This window comes from Mammaliicoccus sp. Dog046 (assembly GCF_034039665.1).
Classification (GTDB): Bacteria; Bacillota; Bacilli; order Staphylococcales; family Staphylococcaceae; genus Mammaliicoccus.
Genome location: NZ_CP120131.1, coordinates 2,081,900 through 2,102,510, shown reverse-complemented (window position 1 = coordinate 2,102,510; position 20,611 = coordinate 2,081,900). Strand labels below are relative to the sequence as shown.

Annotated in this window: 17 protein-coding genes; 13 read left to right on the top strand and 4 right to left on the bottom strand. The window is 32.7% G+C overall.

Annotated features, from left to right (window positions below):
* The first annotated feature begins 10 nt into the window (after window positions 1-10).
* The 5 genes from recQ to P3U32_RS10425 all read left to right on the top strand — a co-directional run bounded on the left by recQ (window position 11) and on the right by P3U32_RS10425 (window position 6,172).
* Window positions 11-1,789: a DNA helicase RecQ gene (gene recQ, locus P3U32_RS10445; protein ID WP_323703077.1), complete on the top strand. Its 1,779-nt coding sequence runs from the start codon at window positions 11-13 to the stop codon at window positions 1,787-1,789.
* Window positions 1,790-1,880: 91 nt separating this feature from the next.
* Window positions 1,881-2,840 carry an ABC transporter ATP-binding protein gene (locus P3U32_RS10440; protein ID WP_323703076.1) on the top strand — a complete coding sequence of 320 codons (960 nt, stop codon included), beginning with the start codon at window positions 1,881-1,883 and terminating at the stop codon, window positions 2,838-2,840.
* Window positions 2,840-4,354 (top strand): ABC transporter permease/substrate-binding protein, encoded by a 1,515-nt coding sequence (locus tag P3U32_RS10435; protein WP_323703075.1) that lies wholly within the window; start codon window positions 2,840-2,842, stop codon window positions 4,352-4,354. The genes P3U32_RS10440 and P3U32_RS10435 overlap by 1 nt, the downstream gene beginning before the upstream one ends.
* A 105-nt stretch (window positions 4,355-4,459) precedes the next feature.
* A complete protein-coding gene (hisC, locus tag P3U32_RS10430) occupies window positions 4,460-5,527 on the top strand; it encodes a histidinol-phosphate transaminase (protein WP_323703074.1) in 1,068 nt (355 codons plus the stop codon).
* Window positions 5,528-5,593: 66 nt separating this feature from the next.
* Complete coding sequence (locus P3U32_RS10425) at window positions 5,594-6,172, top strand: 5' nucleotidase, NT5C type (protein ID WP_323703073.1); 579 nt, start codon at window positions 5,594-5,596, stop codon at window positions 6,170-6,172.
* 174 nt (window positions 6,173-6,346) lie between these two features.
* On the opposite strand, the gene P3U32_RS10420 is transcribed toward P3U32_RS10425, so the two are convergent.
* The 4 genes from P3U32_RS10420 to P3U32_RS10405 form a co-directional block, all read right to left on the bottom strand.
* Window positions 6,347-7,849 carry a peptide MFS transporter gene (locus P3U32_RS10420; RefSeq protein ID WP_323703072.1) on the bottom strand — a complete coding sequence of 501 codons (1,503 nt, stop codon included), beginning with the start codon at window positions 7,847-7,849 and terminating at the stop codon, window positions 6,347-6,349.
* A gap of 262 nt (window positions 7,850-8,111) precedes the next feature.
* Window positions 8,112-9,626 carry a peptide MFS transporter gene (locus P3U32_RS10415; protein WP_323703071.1) on the bottom strand — a complete coding sequence of 505 codons (1,515 nt, stop codon included), beginning with the start codon at window positions 9,624-9,626 and terminating at the stop codon, window positions 8,112-8,114.
* An 862-nt stretch (window positions 9,627-10,488) separates the two neighbouring features.
* On the bottom strand, window positions 10,489-10,989 hold the full coding sequence (gene queF / locus P3U32_RS10410; protein WP_323703070.1) for a preQ(1) synthase: 501 nt from the start codon (window positions 10,987-10,989) through the stop codon (window positions 10,489-10,491).
* Window positions 10,989-11,873: a DMT family transporter gene (locus P3U32_RS10405; RefSeq protein WP_323703069.1), complete on the bottom strand. Its 885-nt coding sequence runs from the start codon at window positions 11,871-11,873 to the stop codon at window positions 10,989-10,991. Before P3U32_RS10405 ends, queF begins: the two co-directional genes overlap by 1 nt.
* Before the next feature lie 376 nt (window positions 11,874-12,249).
* On the opposite strand from P3U32_RS10405, the gene nrdI reads away from it, so the two are divergent.
* The 8 genes from nrdI (at window position 12,250) to P3U32_RS10365 (ending at window position 20,600) form a co-directional block, all read left to right on the top strand.
* Window positions 12,250-12,657: a class Ib ribonucleoside-diphosphate reductase assembly flavoprotein NrdI gene (gene nrdI, locus P3U32_RS10400; protein ID WP_323703068.1), complete on the top strand. Its 408-nt coding sequence runs from the start codon at window positions 12,250-12,252 to the stop codon at window positions 12,655-12,657.
* Window positions 12,611-14,716, top strand: coding sequence for a class 1b ribonucleoside-diphosphate reductase subunit alpha (gene nrdE / locus P3U32_RS10395; RefSeq protein ID WP_323703067.1), 2,106 nt, complete (start codon window positions 12,611-12,613; stop codon window positions 14,714-14,716). The genes nrdI and nrdE overlap by 47 nt, the downstream gene beginning before the upstream one ends.
* 27 nt (window positions 14,717-14,743) lie before the next feature.
* A complete protein-coding gene (gene nrdF, locus P3U32_RS10390) occupies window positions 14,744-15,712 on the top strand; it encodes a class 1b ribonucleoside-diphosphate reductase subunit beta (RefSeq protein WP_323703066.1) in 969 nt (322 codons plus the stop codon).
* A 160-nt stretch (window positions 15,713-15,872) separates the two neighbouring features.
* A complete protein-coding gene (locus P3U32_RS10385; RefSeq protein WP_323703065.1) occupies window positions 15,873-16,280 on the top strand; it encodes a FixH family protein in 408 nt (135 codons plus the stop codon).
* A gap of 449 nt (window positions 16,281-16,729) precedes the next feature.
* A complete protein-coding gene (locus P3U32_RS10380; protein WP_323703064.1) occupies window positions 16,730-17,701 on the top strand; it encodes an ABC transporter permease in 972 nt (323 codons plus the stop codon).
* Complete coding sequence (locus P3U32_RS10375) at window positions 17,691-18,656, top strand: iron chelate uptake ABC transporter family permease subunit (protein WP_323703063.1); 966 nt, start codon at window positions 17,691-17,693, stop codon at window positions 18,654-18,656. Before P3U32_RS10380 ends, P3U32_RS10375 begins: the two co-directional genes overlap by 11 nt.
* Complete coding sequence (locus tag P3U32_RS10370; protein ID WP_323703062.1) at window positions 18,653-19,453, top strand: iron ABC transporter ATP-binding protein; 801 nt, start codon at window positions 18,653-18,655, stop codon at window positions 19,451-19,453. The genes P3U32_RS10375 and P3U32_RS10370 overlap by 4 nt, the downstream gene beginning before the upstream one ends.
* Before the next feature lie 106 nt (window positions 19,454-19,559).
* Entirely contained in the window at window positions 19,560-20,600 is a 1,041-nt protein-coding gene (locus P3U32_RS10365; protein ID WP_323703060.1) for a ferrated catecholamine ABC transporter substrate-binding lipoprotein SstD, read from the top strand.
* Window positions 20,601-20,611: the final 11 nt, after the last annotated feature.

Sequence of the window (20,611 nt, the reverse complement as noted above, 5' to 3'; positions counted from 1 at the left end):
GTATATATAGATGCAAAACATTTTAAAAGAATATTTCGGTTATCAAGAGTTTAGAGACGGGCAAAAAGATATTATAGATAGAGTAATTAATCATCGTCCGACGTTAGGTGTCATGCCAACTGGTGGCGGGAAATCTATATGTTATCAAGTCCCAGGTCTGTATTTAGACGGACTAACGATTGTTATTAGTCCATTAATATCATTGATGAAAGACCAAGTGGATAGCTTAAGATCAATGGGGATTAATGCAGAGTATTTAAATAGCACATTGTCTAAAAAAGAAAAAGATCGCGTAGAAAATGCGCTCGTATCAGGAGAATTAAATTTTCTATATATTGCACCAGAACGATTTAACCAACCCCAATTTATTCGTATGATTAATCAATGTAACGTTCAATTAATCGCATTTGATGAGGCACACTGTATTTCTAAGTGGGGTCATGACTTTAGACCAAGTTATCAAGAAGTGATTAAACATGTGATGAGTTTACCGCATCACTTTAGATTAGTTGCATTGACCGCTACAGCGACGAAGGAAGTTCAAGAAGACATCTCTCAGAAGCTGGGGATATGTGAAGAGGATATTGTTGAAACGTCTATTAAACGTGAAAATTTAACGTTTAAAGTGAATCATACATATCAAAGGTTAAATTTCATTAAAGAATATGTACAAGAACATCATCATCAATCAGGTATTATCTATTGTTCAACAAGAAAACAAGTAGAACAATTGAGTGAAACTTTTGATGATTTAGAAGTTGAAAATGTGATGTATCATGCAGGTTTACCTAAAGATGAACGTGAGCGCGCACAACGTAAATTTATCGAGGATGATATTAAATTAGCGATCGCTACCAATGCATTTGGGATGGGTATAGATAAATCGAATGTGAGATTTGTTATTCATTATAATATGCCACAAGATATTGAATCATATTATCAAGAAGCAGGGCGTGCTGGTAGGGATCAGCTAGAAAGTGAATGTATATTATTATTCTCAGATCGAGATATTGATTTACAAAAATTCTTTATTTCATCAAGTCCAGCTGATGATGAATATAAAGAAAAGCAAGGCGAAAAATTAAGACAAATGATTCAATATACAAGAACAACGAAATGTTTAGAAGCAATGATGATTCATTACTTTAACCCTGATGAAAAGTTAGAAGAATGTGGTCGTTGTTCAAGCTGTATGCAATCTGAGAAAACGTATAATATGACGACAGAAGCACAAAAGATATTAAGCTGTGTTGCTAGACTAAAACATAATGAAAAAAGAAATATGATCATACAAGTTTTACGAGGAGAAAAAGCACAACAAATCAAATCGTTAGGCTATGACGAGTTAAGTACGTATGGCATATTAAAAGATTATACGACGAATGAATGTCATCATTTATTAGATGAATTAAGATACAAAGGATATTTAAATGAGCATAAAGAAATATTAAGTGTCGATCAATCGGCGATGGATGTCTTAAGAGGTGAAGTGGAAATTATGACGACACCATTTAAATCTAAACCGAAAGAAATTGTTGATATTCAAACGATAACAGATGTAGATAGAAGTCTATTTAATCGTTTGATTGAAGTAAGAAAAGAATTAAGCAAAGAACTCGAAGTTTCTCCTTTATCCATCTTCTCAGATCAAATATTAGAACAATTTGCGAAGAGATTACCAGAATCTAAGAAAGAAATGATTTTGATTGATGGGATAGGTAGCTATAAATTAAAACACTATTGTCCAATTTTTATCGATACAATTAAAAGCTATAAGCAACCGATTTAATTGATTTGTAGGCATTATATTTTAATAATTGGGTATTAAATATATAACTATGCTTAAAAATAGAGAATAAATGGAAATGTGGTGTCTATAGATGATTAAATTTGAGAACGTTACTAAGACATACGGGGATAAAAAAGCAGTTGATGAAGTAAGTTTTAATATTGATGAGGGTGAATTTTTTGTATTAATCGGACCATCTGGTTGCGGTAAAACGACTACATTAAAAATGATTAATCGATTGATTCCATTATCAGAAGGGTTTATTTATTTTAAAGATAAGCCTATTAGTGACTATGATATTGCAGAGATGAGATGGGATATCGGTTATGTGTTACAACAAATTGCTTTATTTCCACATATGACAATTAAAGAGAATATCTCACAAGTTCCTGAAATGAAAAAATGGAAAAAGAAAGATATTACGACTCGTGTAGATGAATTATTAGAAATGGTAGGTTTAGATCCAGATGTGTATCGTGATCGCTATCCGAGTGAATTATCAGGTGGTCAACAACAACGTATCGGGGTTGTCCGAGCGTTAGCAGCAGATCCACCAGTCATTCTTATGGATGAACCGTTCAGTGCTTTAGATCCAATCAGTAGAAAGAACTTGCAAGATGATTTGTTAGAACTTCAGTCTAAAATAAAAAAGACAATCGTATTTGTCACGCATGATATTGAAGAAGCAATGAAAATGGGTGACCGTATTTGCTTGTTGAATCAAGGTCATGTTGAGCAAATAGGTAGTACGGATGATTTTATTCATAGACCGAAAAATGACTTTGTACGCTCGTTTATAGGCAATGTAGATGCACATGTATTGAAACAAGTGAAATTAGGTGATATTGCTCAACCTATTTCAGAAACATATGCAACATCTTCTAACCAGTATCCAAAGGTACAACCGAGCCAAACGATAGGCGATGTTTATGATTTATTAGCACAACATGAAGCAATTTTTATGGATAATGATCAAGCAGCCCCAACACATATTGTAACGAGACAATTTGTGTTTAGCTATTTAGCTGAAAAGAATAGAGGTGTTTCATAATGCAAGCATTATTTGAAACATTAGCGAGTCGAAAAGGGCAGTTATTTGAAACATTACTTGAACACATTCAATTATCTTTCATTGCGTTATTAATCGCAGTAGTGATTGCTGTACCACTTGGTATATTGCTGACTAAAACTAAGAAATTAGCTGAAGTCATTATCAATATCACGGCTGTTTTACAAACAATTCCTTCACTGGCTTTACTAGGGTTAATGATACCTTTGTTTGGTATTGGCAGAATACCGGCAATTATCGCGCTTGTGATTTATGCGTTGCTACCTATTCTAAGAAATACATATACAGGGATTAAAGAAGTAGATCCGTCACTGATTGAAGCGGCACGTGGGATAGGTATGAAGACGGGACGTAGACTAACTAAGGTTGAATTACCGCTGGCGATGCCAGTTATGATGGCGGGTATCAGAACAGCAATGGTACTTATTATTGGTACTGCAACTTTAGCTGCATTGATTGGTGCTGGTGGCTTAGGTGATCTCATTTTACTCGGTATCGATAGAAATAATTCATCATTAATATTATTAGGTGCGATACCAGCAGCGATTTTAGCGATATTCTTTGATTTATTTTTAAGAATATTAGAGAGAATTTCTTACAAAAAATCAATCATTATATTAGGCGCAATGTTGATTGTATTCTTGTTATCAGTTGTGATTCCTTTATTTGCACAAAAAGGAGACAAGCTCACTTTAGCGGGAAAACTTGGTTCTGAACCAGAAGTCATTACGAATATGTACAAAATCTTAATAGAAGACGAGACTGATAATAGTGTCGAAGTTAAGGCAGGTATGGGTAAAACATCATTCCTCTTTAACGCCTTGAAGTCAGATGAGATTGACGGATACTTAGAGTTTACTGGAACAGTCCTAGGTGAAATCACTAAAGAAACACCGAAATCGACGACTGAAAAAGATGTCTATAATCAAGCAAACCAAAGTTTAGATAAGAAGTATAAAATGCAGTTGTTAGACCCAATGAAATATAATAATACGTATGCTTTAGCTGTAAAGAAAGATTACGCGAAAAAGCACAATCTTAAAACAATCTCTGATTTGAAGAAAGTTGAAGGAGATATTAGACCAGGTTTCACTTTAGAATTTAATGATCGTGAAGATGGTTATAAAGGAATTCAAAGTAAATACAATCTTAAATTTAAAGATGTAAAAACTATGGAACCAAAACTCAGATATCAAGCATTAAAAAATAATGATATTGATTTAATTGATGCTTATTCCACAGATGCAGAATTGAAAGCATATGACATGGTCGTATTGGAAGACGATAAAAAATTGTTCCCACCATATCAAGGTGCACCTTTAATGAAAAAAGAAACAATTAAAGAACATCCAGAAGTTGTGAAAGCAATGAACAAACTTAAAGGTCAAATTACTGATGAAGAGATGCAAGAAATGAATTATAAAGTTACCATTAAAGACGAAGATGCATATCAAGTAGCGAAAGAATACTTAGAGAAGAAGAAATTGATTAATTAAATATCATTGATTTCTGAAAATGATTAGGTCTATAATACTAATAAATTACAAAAACGGTAAATGTGAATTTACCGTTTTTATATTTTAATATGGAGGTCGTCGAATATGAAGCAACAATTAACAGAATTACAGGCATACCAACCAGGTTTATCACCAAGACAATTGAAAGAAAAGTATGGCATTGACGGAGAGATGGTCAAGCTTGCTTCTAATGAAAACTTATATGGACCTTCACCAAAAGTAAAAGAAGCCATAAAAAATAATTTGGACGAATTATTCTATTATCCAGAAGTGAAACAATTTGAAGTGAAACAAACGCTTAGTGAACTTTTAAATGTAGATAAAGATCAAATCTTGTTTGGTTCAGGATTAGATGAAGTGATTATGTTGATTTCACGAACTGTATTAGAAGCGGGGGATGAAATTATTACGAGTGATATGACATTTGGACAATACAAGCATCATGCCATTATTGAAAGTGCAGTCGTTAAAACAACGCCACTAAAAGATGGATACTTTGATTTAGATGCTATGTATGATCAAATCACTGACAAGACGAAACTGATATGGATTTGTAACCCAAACAATCCTACAGGTACATACTTAGCACAAGATGTAATAGAAGATTTTATTAAGAAAGTGCCAGATGACGTCATTATATTAATAGATGAAGCATACATTGAATTTGCTGATGCTGAAGATATGCCAAATAGTTTAGAATTGTTATCTAAGTACGAACAAGTAGTTGTTCTAAGAACTTTATCTAAAGCATATGGATTAGCTTCACAGCGAATTGGTTATGCTGTTGCACAAGCATCATTATTAGATCAATTAGATATTGTCAGACTACCATTTAATGTGACATCTTTATCAGCGGTTGCCGCAGATGCAGCTATAAAAGATCAAGACTATTTAAATGACATGACTCAGAAGAACAGAGTTGAAATTGAAAAGTTCCTAAATGCTTCATTCAAAGAACACTTATATGATAGTCAAACAAACTTCGTATTTGTGAATACAGATGAACCACAAGTGTTATATGACTACTTAATTAAAGAAGGATTTATTACAAGACCATTCCCTAATGGTGTACGTATTACGATGGGCTTTAGTGAACATAATGACCAAATGATTAAAGTGTTAGAAGCATTTTTTGAATCGTATGGTTCGTAAGAAAGGAAAGGGAACCGTTTCTTTGATATACTAGTATACATTGAGTATTAAGAAGGAGTAGGTATAATGGCGAAGCAAACAATTGGAATTGATATGGATGAAGTACTAGCAGATACTATAAAGAAACTATTAAGACGCTTTAATGAAGAGACTTCATCAAATGTGACTATGGATGAACTTAAAGGAACTAAGATACGTAATATGATGCCTGAACATCAAGGCGTACTTACTCAAATTTTAAGAGAAGACGGATTCTTTAGAGATCTAGAAGTATTTAATGATGCAATTGAAGTTGTAAAGAAACTTAACGAATACTATGATGTTTATATTGTAACAGCAGCGATGGATGTTCCTACGTCATTTGCTGATAAATACGCTTGGTTAAGAGAACATATGCCATATTTAGACCCACAACACTTTGTTTTTTGTGGAGATAAAGGTATCGTCAATACAGATTATTTAATTGATGATAATCCAAAGCAATTAGCAAGTTTCAATAATCACGGAGTTATGTACGCAGCGGAACATAATGTAGATTATGATGAATGGCCAAAAGTATATAACTGGAAAGAAGTAGAGACATACTTCTTAGGTGAAAATGGCGAATATAAAAAACATAACAAAGTAAATTCAGAGACAATTTAATCTTTGATATGTGAAAGAGGAACAGGAAAACATCTTAATGTTTTAAATTTTTATGAGACGATGACTTAAAGGGTAGTGCCGAGATATCGTGCGATTCAGGGTCAATCGCACGATATCTTTTCTTATCATATTGAAAAGGCTGAGACACACTGTGTCTCAGCCTTTTTATCATTATTAATGTATGCCTTGCATGAGTTTTTTAATTTTTGGTGTCATTGTTAAGACTATTAAAGCAACGACAATCGCGATTGCTCCGATTAAACCAAAGTAATTTTGTTCTCCAAGTGGTTCAATGAGTTTTACTAGTTGACCATTGATACCTTGTGCAGTTGCATTTGTTAAATACCATAAACTTAACATTTGCGCTGAGAAGGCCGTTGGTGCTAGTTTAACAGACACGCTTGAACCGGTTGGTGATAAGCATAGTTCTCCGATTACACATAAGAAGAAGCTGAATATCAACCACATTGGATTCATTAAATCAGTATGTTGAACTTGCATAGCAATCATCATGACGATAAAGGAAATACCGGCAAAGATTAAACCTATAACAAATTTGAGTGGTGTAGATGGATTATATTTACCAAGTTTCTGCCACAGTAATGAAATGACTGGTGCAAATAATACGATGAAAAATGGATTGATAGATTGGAACCATCCAGCTGGTATTACGAAATTAATACCATACACACTTAAATCAAGTTGTGTCTTTTCTTCAGCAAAAACGCCTAGTACGTTTGATCCTTGTTCTTGGATACTCCAAAATAATACAGAAGCTAGATACAATGGAACGTATGCTAATAGACGAGATTTTTCAGTTTTATTGATATCAGGGCTTAAATACATAATGCCCCAATATATAAATGGAACAACGACCCCAATAATTAAAACAATTAAACTAATTGAATTAAACGTCAATTGACCCATGAAATACAATACGCCGATAAGTATAAGAATGACGATTGCACTTAAACTAAATATTTTTGCATATTTTATTTTTTCTTTATGATTCAACGGATTTGAAGGGTGGTTTTCAACTTGTCCGAGGCTATTTTTTTGAAATACGACATATGCTACTAATGCAAGTAACATACCGAAAGCAGCAATTGAAAATCCTTCATGGAATCCAACGCTTACACGTACTTTATCAATAATAAGTGGTGATAATAATGCACCCATATTTACAGACATGTAGAAAATAACGAAACCTGCATCTAATCTTTCGTCGTTCTTGTGGTATAAACCACCAACAACATTTGAAATATTCGGTTTCATTAATCCAGAACCTACAATAATTAATAACATAGAGATTAAGAATGCACCTAATCCAAATGGTAATGATAGAACTAAATGACCTAACATAATTAATACTGCACCATACATTAATGATCTACGTGAACCGAGTAATCTATCTGCGACCCATCCGCCTAATATACCCGTCATAAAGATGAGTGATCCGTACATAGACATTATTTGTTGTGCAGTTACTTTATCTAATCCTAGCCCGCCTTGGCTGACAGTAAAGTATAAGTAATATAGCAAGATTGCGCGCATACCGTAATAGCTAAATCTTTCCCAGAATTCAACAAAGAACAGTATACCTAAACCGCGAGGATGTCCAAAAAATCCATGTTGAGGAACGGACTCTACCATTTCCTCTCGCGTCATTTTGCTCATGAAAAATCGCTTCCTTTCTAAATACTTCCCCAATTTAGGCAAGTTTATAGAATATTGTATATCTTTAATTTGTAAAATTCAATAAAATTTTAATAAGTTCTAATCTTTTGAATAATTAAAATATTTATATAATATATGAAAACTTTCAAGAGATATAGAATCGTGTAAATAGGCAAGAAGAGGCGATATACAAGGAAAAACAAGCGATACTAATATAAAAAAGGCTGAGACATTATGTCCCAGCCTTTGCATTCATTAATATTTATTTAACGCCTGCCATTAATGATTTGATTTTTGGAGCAACGACTAATAATAAGATACCAATGACAATAGCTATGATTCCTGAGTATAAGAAATAGTCATTAGAACTTATACTTGTATAAACTTTAACCATTTGAGCATTTAAACCTTGTGCCATCGCATTTGATAAGAACCAAACACTCATCATTTGAGCTGTAAATGCTTTTGGTGCTAATTTTGTAGTCGTAGATAAAGCGATTGGTGAAATACATAATTCACCTAATGTAACTAATAAGAAACTTGCAAATAACCAGAATGGGTTAATTAATGAAGCATCACTTGATAAAGGTACAACCATAATGATATATGAAAGACCTGCAAGGAATACACCAATCGAGAATTTATAAACAGTTGGTGGATTGAATTTGCCTAACTTCACCCATAAGATTGAGAACAATGGTGCAAAGATAATAATAAACAATGGATTTAGAGACTGGAACCAAGCTGCTGGAATTGCGAAATCAATTGCGCCACCAGTAAGTTTAGCCATGCTTAATTCTGTCTTAGTATCAGCAAATTGAGCTAATACTGTTGAACCTTGCTCTTGTATCATCCAGAATGCAACCGCTGCTATAAATAACGGAATATATGCAAATACTCTTGAACGCTCGTAATCTTCAGTCTTTTTACTGAAAGAAATTTTGACGAAGTAGTAAATCGGTAATACAACACCTAATATAGAAATAAAGTTTGCAAAGTTAGGTAATGTTAACTTGCCAAACATATTTAAAATAATACAAATGACTGCTATTACTACAACGCAGATAGCAATGATTTTTGAGATTTTTTTCTTTTCTTCTTTTGATAATGGATCAGGAATTTCAACACCAGCTAGACCTAAATATTTTTTGTTTGTAACGAAATAGATGACTAGTCCGATGAACATACCAACTGCAGCAACTGCGAAACCAGCATGGAAACCTACGTTAACTTGTAACCAACCGATGATTAATGGTGAAACAAGTGCACCTAAGTTAATAGACATGTAGAAAATTGTAAATGCTGAGTCTAATCTTGGATCGTTTTTCTCATATAATAAACCAACAGTAGATGAAATATTAGGTTTAAGTAAACCTGTACCGATGATTAAGAATAAAAGAGCGAGTAATAACAATGTAAAGTTACTTGGTAGTGATAATAATATATGACCGATCATGATGAGTATACCACCATAGAATAGCGCATGACGCGTTCCCGTAATTCTATCGGCAATCCAGCCACCAATCACACCACTCATATAAACAAGTGCACCATAAATTGATACGATTTGTAATGCTAAACCTTGATCTATTCCAAATCCGCCTTTAGCTACTGAATAATAGATGTAGTAGGCAAGAATTGCTTTCATACCATAATAACTAAATCTTTCCCAGAATTCAGTAAAGAATAACGTTGATAAACCTTTTGGATGACCAAAGAAACCAGTACGTGGTGTACTTTGTATAATTTCCTCTTTAGTATAATGTTTGTTATCCATTTTTGTACTTCCCCTCACAATAAACTAGATTCTTTTTATAGATGTACTTAAAAATAGCACATGTTAAATTGTAATCGCTTCTAACAATAAATACAAGATAAATATTGACAATATTCATACAATAATGACAATTTAAAATCTGAGAAGTCATGGGTAGCAAGGGTTACAATAAATTTAAAAATTCTTCAAAAATGTAAGCGTTTACTATTATTGTTGTATAATTTAACCACTATTGTATAAATGTACAACAATGTAAAAAAACTCGAACAATGTTTACGTTCGATGTGATTTTAGAATGTCTCCATTTTTTATGAGCACACTTTTCTCGAAGGAGTCAGCGCTAAAAATGCTGAACATTGCAAGTGAAGGATGACAAGCAACATTGGAGCTTTGAACATTGCAAGTGAGGGATGACAAGCAACATTGAGGCGCTGAACATTGCAAGTGGAGGTCGACAAGCAACATTGAGGCGCTGAACATTGCAAGTGGAGGTCGACATGCAACATTGGAGCGTTGAACATTGCAAGTGAAGGATGACAAGCAACATTGGAGCGTTGAACATTGCAAGTGGAGGTCGACAAGCAACATTGAGGCGCTGAACATTGCAAGTGGAGGTCGACATGCAACATTGGAGCGTTGAACATTGCAAGTGAAGGATGACAAGCAACATTGAGAACGTCTAATGAGATAGTCTTGGGAAACAATCCTGTTAGAAAATCTAACGAGATAGAAAGTGAAAACAATCCCGTTAGCGGGTGAATGGACCGCATAAAAGTTATAGATTCACCTTTAGCTATAAATATTTTCTGCACAGTAAAAACCACCTCGAACGATGTTAACGTTCGAGGTGGTTTTATCTTATTTATCGGTTGTCTATGTTTTCTGGATATAAATCATGATTCATCATGCGGTATTCAGCCATTTTTTCGTATTTAGAATCTGGGCGTCCGTAATTTGTATAAGGGTCTATAGAAATTCCACCTCGTGGCGTAAATTTACCTAATACTTCTATATAATGTGGATCCATTAAATCGATTAAGTCATTCATGATTACGTTCATACAATCTTCATGGAAATCTCCGTGATTTCTAAAACTGAATAGATATAGTTTCAATGATTTAGATTCTACCATTTTTACATTTGGGATATAAGAGATGTAGATTGTAGCAAAATCGGGTTGTCCAGTAATAGGGCATAGTGATGTAAATTCAGGGCAATTAAATTTTACAAAGTAATCTCTTCCTTGATGTTTGTTGTCGAATACCTCTAGTACCTCTGGTGTATATTGGTCGTGATATTGATTGTTTTGATTGCCTAATAATGTGATATCTTTTAATTCGTCTTTATTTCTGCCTTCTGACATTATGATTCTCCTTCTTTAATTGAATTTTTTGGTTTAGGGTTACGTTGTGCTTTTTTAAACATATAATAACCTGCTAAGAATATAATAATATATCCAAGATAACTTAATAAATCTGGTACCTCTTTAAATATGATGAAACCGAGTAACGCACTAAAGATAACTGAAGCGTATACGAAGATAGAAATATCTTTCGCTGCTGCATAGCTATATGCGATTGTAATCCCGAATTGTCCAATCGTTGCGAAAACACCAGATAACATTAAAATTATAATTTGTGTTAAACTCATTGGTTCATATGTAAAAATCACAAATGGGATGAGTACAAAAGTTGAAAAGAATGAAAAGTAAAAGACTGTTGTGTATGATTTTTCACGACGCCCCAAAGGTCTAAGTGCTGTGTATGCACCTGCTGCGAATACGCCAGATAATAAACCGATGAGCGCAGGTATCATATCCGAATCAAATGAAGGCTTGATAATAAATAATGCCCCTCCAATTGCAACGATCATTGCAATGATTTGATAAGTCCTAGCTTTCTCATTTAAAAACAATGCGCAAAGTAATATCGTCCAAAATGGATTAAGCTTCATTAACATATCGGCGTCACTTAGTACCATATGATCGATGGCATAGATATTTAATAACACACCAGTAAGTCCGAGTGTTGAACGCAAAATCAATAATGGTTGGTTTTCTAATTTACCGAAAAATGGTGCGCGGTATTTTAATACAAAGTAAATTGGTACGATCATGGCAATGAGGTTTCTAAACAATGATTTCTGAAAGACAGGTAAGTCACCAGAAAGTTTGAAGAAGACAGCCATTAAGCTAAACCCGATGGAAGAAATGAGAATAGCAATAATACCTTTAATTGTGGAGTTCATTTTTACACCTTCTAAATTTTATCAATGAACATATATTATCATAAAATGACTTTGAAAAATATAAGTAGTGAAATTGAAATGAATTTGTTTTTATAAATTTTTATGTAAGCTATTTTCAAATGTTGATATAGCAAGACTTAAAAGGAATACCTCGAAAGTCAACCCTATTTTTTTATAAAAATTAAGGTATTATAAGTGTTATGGCTCGTCGATAGTGTTATAATAAATCACATAATATAGTATGTGCTTTTTTAGGGGGACACTATATATTGTGTTTCTGACATTTTGATTAAAAATGTGGAAAGTCACTATTTTTTTGTGTTTTTATATCATAAATGTTTGCGATTAAGTATGTACATATGGTAGGTGAAGTTTTATGAAAATCATTTATTACTCATTAACGGGGAATGTAAGACGATTTATACAGAGAGCTGAATTGTCTAATACGATGGCACTCACTGAAGTTAATAAAACACAAGAAGTACAAGAACCATTTATATTGGTTACAGGTACAATAGGTTTTGGTCAAATTCCTGATACTGTACAAGATTTCCTGGATATCAACCATCCATATTTACGTGCAGTAGCTGGAAGTGGAAATAGAAATTGGGGACAGAATTTTGCGAAAGCTAGTGAAGAAATCGCGAATAAGTATCAGGTCCCTTTATTGATGAAGTTTGAATTACATGGTAATCAAGATATAGCAAACGAATTTAGAGAAAAGGTGGTTACGCTCGATGAAGATGATAAACAAACAGAAGCAAAATCATATAGAATTAAATAACCAAGTAACAAAAAGAAGAGAAGATGGCTTTTTTGATATTGAGAAAGACCAAGAAGCATTAGCAGTGTATTTAGAAGAAATTAATGAAAAAACGATTCAATTTAATGATCCAATTGAACGTTTACATCATTTAGTAGATCAAGATTTCTATTATGATTTATTTAAAGAATATAGTGAAGAATCACTAACAGAAATTCATCAATTTGCTGAGACTATTCCTTTTCAATTTGCAAGCTACATGTCTGCAAGTAAATTCTTCAAAGATTATGCGTTAAAAACGAACGATAAATCTGAATATCTAGAAACATATAAAGAACATGTTATTATCGTATCGCTTTATTTAGCTAAAGGTAATGTTGAACAAGCGAAACAATTTGTTGAAGGTATGATCGAACAGCGTATCCAACCAGCAACACCAACATTCTTAAATGCTGGTAGAGCGAGACGTGGTGAATTAGTAAGTTGTTTCCTATTAGAAGTAGATGATAGCTTAAACTCAATTAACTTCATTGACTCTACTGCGAAACAATTAAGTAAAATCGGTGGCGGAGTAGCAATTAACTTATCTAAATTGCGTGCACGTGGCGAAGCAATTAAAGGCATTAAAGGTGTAGCTAAAGGTGTACTTCCTGTTGCTAAATCACTAGAAGGTGGCTTTAGTTATGCAGACCAACTTGGACAAAGACCAGGTGCTGGTGCAGTATATTTAAACATCTTCCATTATGATGTATTAGAATTCTTAGATACTAAAAAAGTAAACGCAGATGAAGATATTAGACTTTCAACGATTTCTACAGGATTAATCGTACCTTCTAAATTCTTTGATTTAGCTAAAGAGGGTAAAGACTTCTACATGTTTGCACCACATACGGTTGAACGTGAATATGGCGTAACTTTAGACGATATCAATCTTGATGAGTACTATGATGAATTAGTTGCGAATCCTAATGTCATTAAAAAAGCAAAAGATGCACGTGATATGCTGAATACAATTGCACAAACACAATTACAATCAGGATATCCGTACTTAATGTTTAAAGACAATGCAAATAAAGTACATCCAAACTCAAATATCGGTCAAATTAAAATGAGTAACTTATGTACTGAAATTTTCCAATTACAAGAGACATCTATTATTAATGATTACGGTACAGAAGACGAAATTAAACGCGATATTTCTTGTAATTTAGGTTCATTAAATATTGTAAATGTTATGGAATCTAAGAAATTTAGAGATTCTGTTCACATCGGTATGGATGCATTAACAGTTGTTTCTGATGATACAGAAATTAAAAATGCGCCAGGCGTGAGAAAAGCAAATAATGAACTACATTCAGTAGGTTTAGGTGTTATGAACTTACATGGTTACTTAGCGAAAAATAAAATTGGCTATGAATCAGAACAAGCGAAAGACTTCGCAAATGTATTCTTTATGACAATGAATTATTATTCAATTGAGCGTTCAATGGAAATCGCTAAAGAAAGAAAAGAAACTTATGTTGATTTTGAACAGTCTGATTATGCATCAGGTAAATACTTTGAAAAATACACACAAGCAGATATCAAACCACAATTTGATAATGTTGCTGAACTGTTTGAAGGTATGGATATACCTACAGCAGAAGATTGGAAAGCACTTGCAGAAGCGGTTAAAGAGAATGGTTTATATCATGCTTATCGTCTTGCAATTGCACCAACACAAAGTATTTCATACGTACAAAATGCAACAAGTTCAGTAATGCCTATCGTTGATCAAATTGAAAGAAGAACATATGGTAATGCTGAAACATTCTATCCAATGCCATTCTTGTCACCAGAAACAATGTGGTTCTATAAATCAGCGTTCAACACTGATCAAATGAAATTAATTGATTTAATCGCAACAATTCAAGAGCATGTAGACCAAGGTATTTCTACAATTTTATATGTTAATTCAGAAATTTCTACACGTGAACTTTCTAGATTATATGTATATGCACATCATAAAGGATTAAAATCACTTTACTATACACGTAACAAACTATTAAGTGTTGAAGAATGTACAAGTTGCGCAATTTAATCATTTTAATAAGATAGGAGAACTAACATGAAGGCAGTAAATTGGAATACACAAGAAGATATGACGAATATGTTCTGGCGTCAAAATATTTCACAAATGTGGGTAGAGTCAGAATTTAAAGTGTCTAAAGATATAGCAAGTTGGGAAACATTAACAGAACCTGAAAGAAATGCATTTAAAAAAGCATTAGCAGGATTAACAGGCCTAGATACGCATCAAGCAGATGATGGTATGCCTTTAATTATGTTACACACTAAAGATTTACGTAAAAAAGCAGTATATTCATTTATGGGTATGATGGAACAAATACATGCGAAAAGTTATTCACATATATTTACGACATTATTACCATCAAGTGAAACAAATGAATTATTAGATGAGTGGGTAGTAGAAGAACCACATTTAAAATATAAATCAGATATGATCGTTAATAATTATCATAAATTATGGGGTAAAGAAGCATCTATATATGATCAATATATGGCGAGAGTATCAAGTGTATTCTTAGAAACTTTCTTATTCTATTCTGGATTCTATTATCCTTTATACCTTGCAGGACAAGGTAGAATGACAACATCAGGTGAGATTATACGTAAAATATTACTTGATGAATCTATTCACGGTGTGTTTACAGGATTAGATGCACAAAGTTTAAGAAATGAAATGACACAAGATGAACAAGTAAAAGCAGATAGAGAAATGTATCGCATGCTTGATCTACTATATAAAAATGAATACGAATATACAAAATCACTTTATGATGAATTAGACTTAACAAACGATGTCATGAATTACGTGACATATAATGCCAATAAAGCATTAGCTAACTTAGGGTTCGAAGCATATTATGAAGAAAAAGCATTTAACCCAATTATTGAGAACGCGTTAAATACAAGTACTAAAAACCATGACTTCTTTAGTGTAAAAGGTGATGGCTACGTAATCGCCTTAAATGTAGAAGCATTAAAAGACGAAGACTTTGAATTCGGTAATTAATAAATAAAAAAACAGCATCCGCGGATGCTGTTTTTTTATTTTTTTCAAATGAAGCAGAAGATAAATAATAAAAGTTAACATATTATTCAATATTTAATCACTTTACACATAAATTTTTGTTTATAATGAAATTAATACATAAAGAAAGGCAGGTTTTAATATGAAGAGATGGCTACCTGGTATTTTAATAATATTGGTAATCAGTGTACTTGTAGCATGTGGAAATAATTCGGAAAAGCAGCATTCAGATCACAAATCTTCTGATAAACCTCAAGCATTAAAAGCAGACTTGAAAGTCCCTTCAGAAGCTAAAAAAGGAGAAACATCAGAATTATCAGTGGCAGTAACTTTAGGTGATGAAAAGGTCAAAGATGCGAGTGAAGTAAAATTCGAAATTGTTAAAAATGGAGATAAAGACCATTCAGAAATGAAGACAGCTAAAAATAATAAAAATGGTGAATATACTTTGAAATATGATTTCAAAGATGCTGGTAAGTATAACATTACAAGTCATGTTACAGCACGAGACCAACATACAATGCCAAACAAGAATGTGAATGTAAAATAGTAGCTTGGAAATTAATAAATGAGAATGCAACGTTGAACAAACCAAACTTTATGAAGTTTGGTTTTTTTGTTTTGTGTGAGGAATAGGTGGTGTTGTTATTAGCAGATTAAGGTGAAAGTGCAAATAAGAGTGCCGTTATTAGCATATTGAGGTGAAAGTGCAAATAAGAGTGCCGTTATTAGCATATTGAGGTGAAAGTGCAAATAAGAGTGCCATTATTAGCATATTAAGGCAAAAGTGCAAATAAGGATATCCATATTTGCAAGATATAGTAAACGTGCAATTACCTCAACAGCTATTATCCATCTTTATAATTCGTAAATATAAAGATTTCGCAATATTATACATAAATAGCTTAATTTTTTGAAAATTAGCGTTGCAATTCATTTTATTCTTCATTACAATGGAGATAATGATAATCATTATCAATGAGAGAAGAAGGGTGTTAAATGGGAAAAGTATTAATGCGTTTAGATGTTTTAATTGTTTTATTAGTAATTACAACATTCTTCTCAATTTTTATAGGTGTTTCTGAGGTTCAACCTTTACATATATTTAATTTATCTGATGAAGAAAAAAATATCCTATTTTCGAGTAGAATTCCTAGAACGGTTAGTATCATTATTTCTGGTAGTTCATTAGCGATTTGTGGATTGATTATGCAACAATTGACACGTAATAAGTTTGTTTCACCAACTACGGCTGGAACTATGGATTGGGCGAGATTAGGTATTCTCATCGCACTTATTGCCTTTCCGGAAGCGAATATATTATTGAAGTTATTATTTGCTACGGTATTGAGTCTTTTAGGTACATTGCTATTTATGCAAATTCTAAAAAGGATTCAATTCAAAGATGTCATATTCATACCACTAGTAGGGATAATGTTAGGTAATATCGTTTCTAGTTTTTCATCATTTATTGCGTTGAGAACGAATGCTGTACAAAGTATAGGTAACTTTATGCAAGGGAATTTTTCGATTATTACTAGTGGTCGATATGAAATTCTATATATCAGTATTCCATTACTGGTACTCGCATTTATATTTGCAAATCAATTTACAATCGCAGGTATGGGGAAAGACTTCAGTTTGAATTTAGGTTTAAATTATCAAAAGATAGTAAATATTGGATTAGTAATCGCGTCAGTTATTACCGCTTTAGTCGTTGTGACAGTTGGTATGATGCCTTTCTTAGGTTTGATTATTCCAAACTTAATTTCAATGTTTCGTGGTGATCATCTGAAGAATGCATTACCGCATACTGCTATATTTGGTGCATTATTTGTTATGATTTGTGATGTTTTTGGTAGATTAATTGTCTTTCCATATGAAATTACAATTGGTTTAACAATTGGCGTCATCGGTAGTTTTATTTTCATAGTAATGTTGATGAAAGGACGTAAGAGAAATGCTCAATAAATTAAATTCAAAGCATAAATTAATCCTTTTATCAGTGGTAACAATACTCATTATATTATTGTATTTATTTTATAATATTAATCCTGCGATATTAGAGTACCAATTGACAGGACGCTTGAGAAAAGCAATTGCAATGTTGTTGGTCGGAAGTAGTATTGCTGTTTCGACAGTGATTTTCCAAACGATAACAAACAATAGAATATTAACGCCGTCCATCATTGGTTTAGATGCGGTTTATATGTTTATTAAAACATCTTTAATATTTTTCTTTGGATCAACATCAGTCGTTGTATTAAATGATCATTTGAATTTTGTCATTACACTTGTCGGAATGATTCTCTTTAGTTTATTCCTATTCCAAATACTATTTAAATCGAAAGATCAAAATGTCTTTTTCATATTATTACTTGGTATTGTATTTGGAACATTCTTCTCAAGTTTATCTAGTTTTATAGAAATGATGATTGATCCAGAAGAATTCTTATCTATACAAAGTGCAATGTTCGCAAGTTTTAGTGCGATAAACGAGAAATTACTTATGATGTCAGGTGTCGCACTTATCGTCATGATTGTCATTGCATTTAAAATTCGACCATACTTGGATGTCTTATCTTTAGGTAGAGACCACGCGATTAATTTAGGTGTAAATTATATTCGTGTAACGAGATGGTTGATGGTGATGGTTGCATTACTCGTTACGATATCAACTGCATTAGTTGGGCCGATTACATTTCTAGGATTACTCGTCGTGAATTTAGCACATGAATTTATGAAACAATTTGAACATAAATATATTTTGCCAGCAGCAATACTTATAAGTTGGATGAGTTTATTTTTAGGACAATGGGTTGTTGAATACATATTTGATGGCAATACGGAAATTAGTATCATGATTAACTTCATAGGTGGCATTTACTTTATATTCTTAATTTTGAAGGGGAGAAAAGTAGCATGATTAAAGTCGAAGGATTATCAAAAGCATATCATCAAAATAAAGTCGTAGATGATGTAGATATAAATATTAATAAAGGTGAGATTACGTCACTAATTGGTCCAAACGGTGCTGGAAAAAGTACGGTGTTAGCTATGATCAGTCGTTTAATTGAAAAGGATCAAGGCCGTATTAAAATTGATAACGAAGATATCGCATCAATGAGAAGTAATGATCTTGCTAAAAAATTGGCGATATTAAAACAAACGAATCATACAGATTTAAAAATTTCAGTTCGACAACTTGTTAGTTTCGGAAGATTTCCATATTCAAAAGGAAAACTAAAAAAAGAAGACCGAATCATGATTGATAGAGCCCTATCATATTTAGGTTTAACGGAGATACAACATAAATATTTAGGAGAATTATCTGGTGGTCAAAGGCAGAGAGCTTATATTGCGATGACAATTGCGCAAGATACCGATTATATATTATTAGACGAACCTTTGAACAACTTAGATATGAAGCATTCTGTTCAAATAATGAAAATCTTAAAAAGACTCGTTAAAGAGATGAATAAAACGATTGTAATCGTGATACATGATATTAACTTTGCTTCTTGTTATTCAGATAGAATTATCGCAATTAAAGAAGGAAAAGTTGAAATTGAAGGTAGTAAAAATGAAGTCATCAATGAACCGACTTTAAGTGAAATTTATGATTTAGACATTAAAATACAAGAAATTAATGGACAACGTATTTGTGTGTATTTCGATAATGATTATGTTGAAGTAGACAAAATTCAGTCCTTAGCAATGTAATACGCGCGTTCAACAAAAATTGAAAGGAGTGATGCTCGATTTTAAATGGGCAGAAAGGCATTTTGGACACATTTCAAATCATTTATTTAGAAGGAGAATCCAGAAAATGAAAAAAGCATTTAGTTTTATATTAATTACATTATTGTCAGTTGTATTAATTGCATGTGGAAATAATTCTAGCAACAAAGAAGAAAAAACATCAAAAAATGATACTAAAAACGAGTCGAAAACTGTTGAGATACAATCGAAATATCAAGCACGTGGTGAGAAACAAGATGAGAGCGACGCTAAAACAGTTGATGAAAAAGTTACTGTTCCAGTGAATCCTAAGAAAGTCGTTGTATTAGACTACGGTGCTTTAGATACGGTTGAAGCATTGGGTGCTAAAGATGCTGTTAAAGGTGTACCTAAAGGGGAAGGTAATGCCACTCTTCCAGCATTCTTAAAAGCTTTCAAAGGTGATGAAGTTGTCAATACAGGGTCACTTAAAGAAGTGAATTATGAAAAAATCGCTGAAATTCAACCAGATTTAATTTTATTCTCTGGTCGTACTTCAGGAACGAAAGTACAAGATGAATTGAAAAAAGCAGCACCAGATGCAGCACGCTTATATATTGGTGCAGATGATAAAAAACTATTAAAATCAGTTAAAACGAATACAACGAATTTAGGTAAGATTTTTGATAAAGAATCTAAAGCGAAATCATTAAATGCAGATTTAGATAAAAAAGTTAAATCAACACAAGATAAAGCTGAAAAATCAGATGACAAAGCAATGTACTTATTAGTGAACGAAGGCGAGTTATCTACATATGGTCCAGGTGCAAGATTCGGAAGCTTAATATATGACGTGCTTGGTGTTAAAACAAGTGATGACAACATTAAAGCAAGTAGACATGGTCAACCGATTAGTTATGAATATATAACTAAGAAAAATCCTGACATTATCTATGCAATGGATAGAGGTAAAGCAATAGGTGGTAAGGAAAGTTCAAATAAAGCATTATCAAATGATGTTATAAAAGATGTTAACGCAATTAAAAATCAAAAAGTGATCAACGTTGATCCTGAATTATGGTATTTAGCTTCAGGTGGCGTTAGAACAACAGAAAAACAAATCGACGAAGTAGCTAAAGGGTTAAAATAACCAAAAAAACC

Excerpts from the sequence above, each read along its gene's own strand:
- P3U32_RS10435 (WP_323703075.1), top strand. The coding sequence starts at position 2,840 with ATGCAAGCATTATTTGAAACATTAGCGAGTCGAAAAGGGCAGTTATTT.
- P3U32_RS10380 (WP_323703064.1), top strand. The coding sequence starts at position 16,730 with ATGGGAAAAGTATTAATGCGTTTAGATGTTTTAATTGTTTTATTAGTA.
- P3U32_RS10385 (WP_323703065.1), top strand. The coding sequence starts at position 15,873 with ATGAAGAGATGGCTACCTGGTATTTTAATAATATTGGTAATCAGTGTA.
- P3U32_RS10375 (WP_323703063.1), top strand. The coding sequence starts at position 17,691 with ATGCTCAATAAATTAAATTCAAAGCATAAATTAATCCTTTTATCAGTG.
- P3U32_RS10405 (WP_323703069.1), bottom strand. The coding sequence starts at position 11,873 with ATGAACTCCACAATTAAAGGTATTATTGCTATTCTCATTTCTTCCATC.
- nrdE (WP_323703067.1), top strand. The coding sequence starts at position 12,611 with ATGAAGATGATAAACAAACAGAAGCAAAATCATATAGAATTAAATAAC.
- P3U32_RS10440 (WP_323703076.1), top strand. The coding sequence starts at position 1,881 with ATGATTAAATTTGAGAACGTTACTAAGACATACGGGGATAAAAAAGCA.
- P3U32_RS10365 (WP_323703060.1), top strand. The coding sequence starts at position 19,560 with ATGAAAAAAGCATTTAGTTTTATATTAATTACATTATTGTCAGTTGTA.
- recQ (WP_323703077.1), top strand. The coding sequence starts at position 11 with ATGCAAAACATTTTAAAAGAATATTTCGGTTATCAAGAGTTTAGAGAC.
- P3U32_RS10420 (WP_323703072.1), bottom strand. The coding sequence starts at position 7,849 with ATGAGCAAAATGACGCGAGAGGAAATGGTAGAGTCCGTTCCTCAACAT.
- nrdF (WP_323703066.1), top strand. The coding sequence starts at position 14,744 with ATGAAGGCAGTAAATTGGAATACACAAGAAGATATGACGAATATGTTC.
- queF (WP_323703070.1), bottom strand. The coding sequence starts at position 10,989 with ATGTCAGAAGGCAGAAATAAAGACGAATTAAAAGATATCACATTATTA.
- hisC (WP_323703074.1), top strand. The coding sequence starts at position 4,460 with ATGAAGCAACAATTAACAGAATTACAGGCATACCAACCAGGTTTATCA.
- P3U32_RS10370 (WP_323703062.1), top strand. The coding sequence starts at position 18,653 with ATGATTAAAGTCGAAGGATTATCAAAAGCATATCATCAAAATAAAGTC.
- P3U32_RS10425 (WP_323703073.1), top strand. The coding sequence starts at position 5,594 with ATGGCGAAGCAAACAATTGGAATTGATATGGATGAAGTACTAGCAGAT.
- nrdI (WP_323703068.1), top strand. The coding sequence starts at position 12,250 with ATGAAAATCATTTATTACTCATTAACGGGGAATGTAAGACGATTTATA.
- P3U32_RS10415 (WP_323703071.1), bottom strand. The coding sequence starts at position 9,626 with ATGGATAACAAACATTATACTAAAGAGGAAATTATACAAAGTACACCA.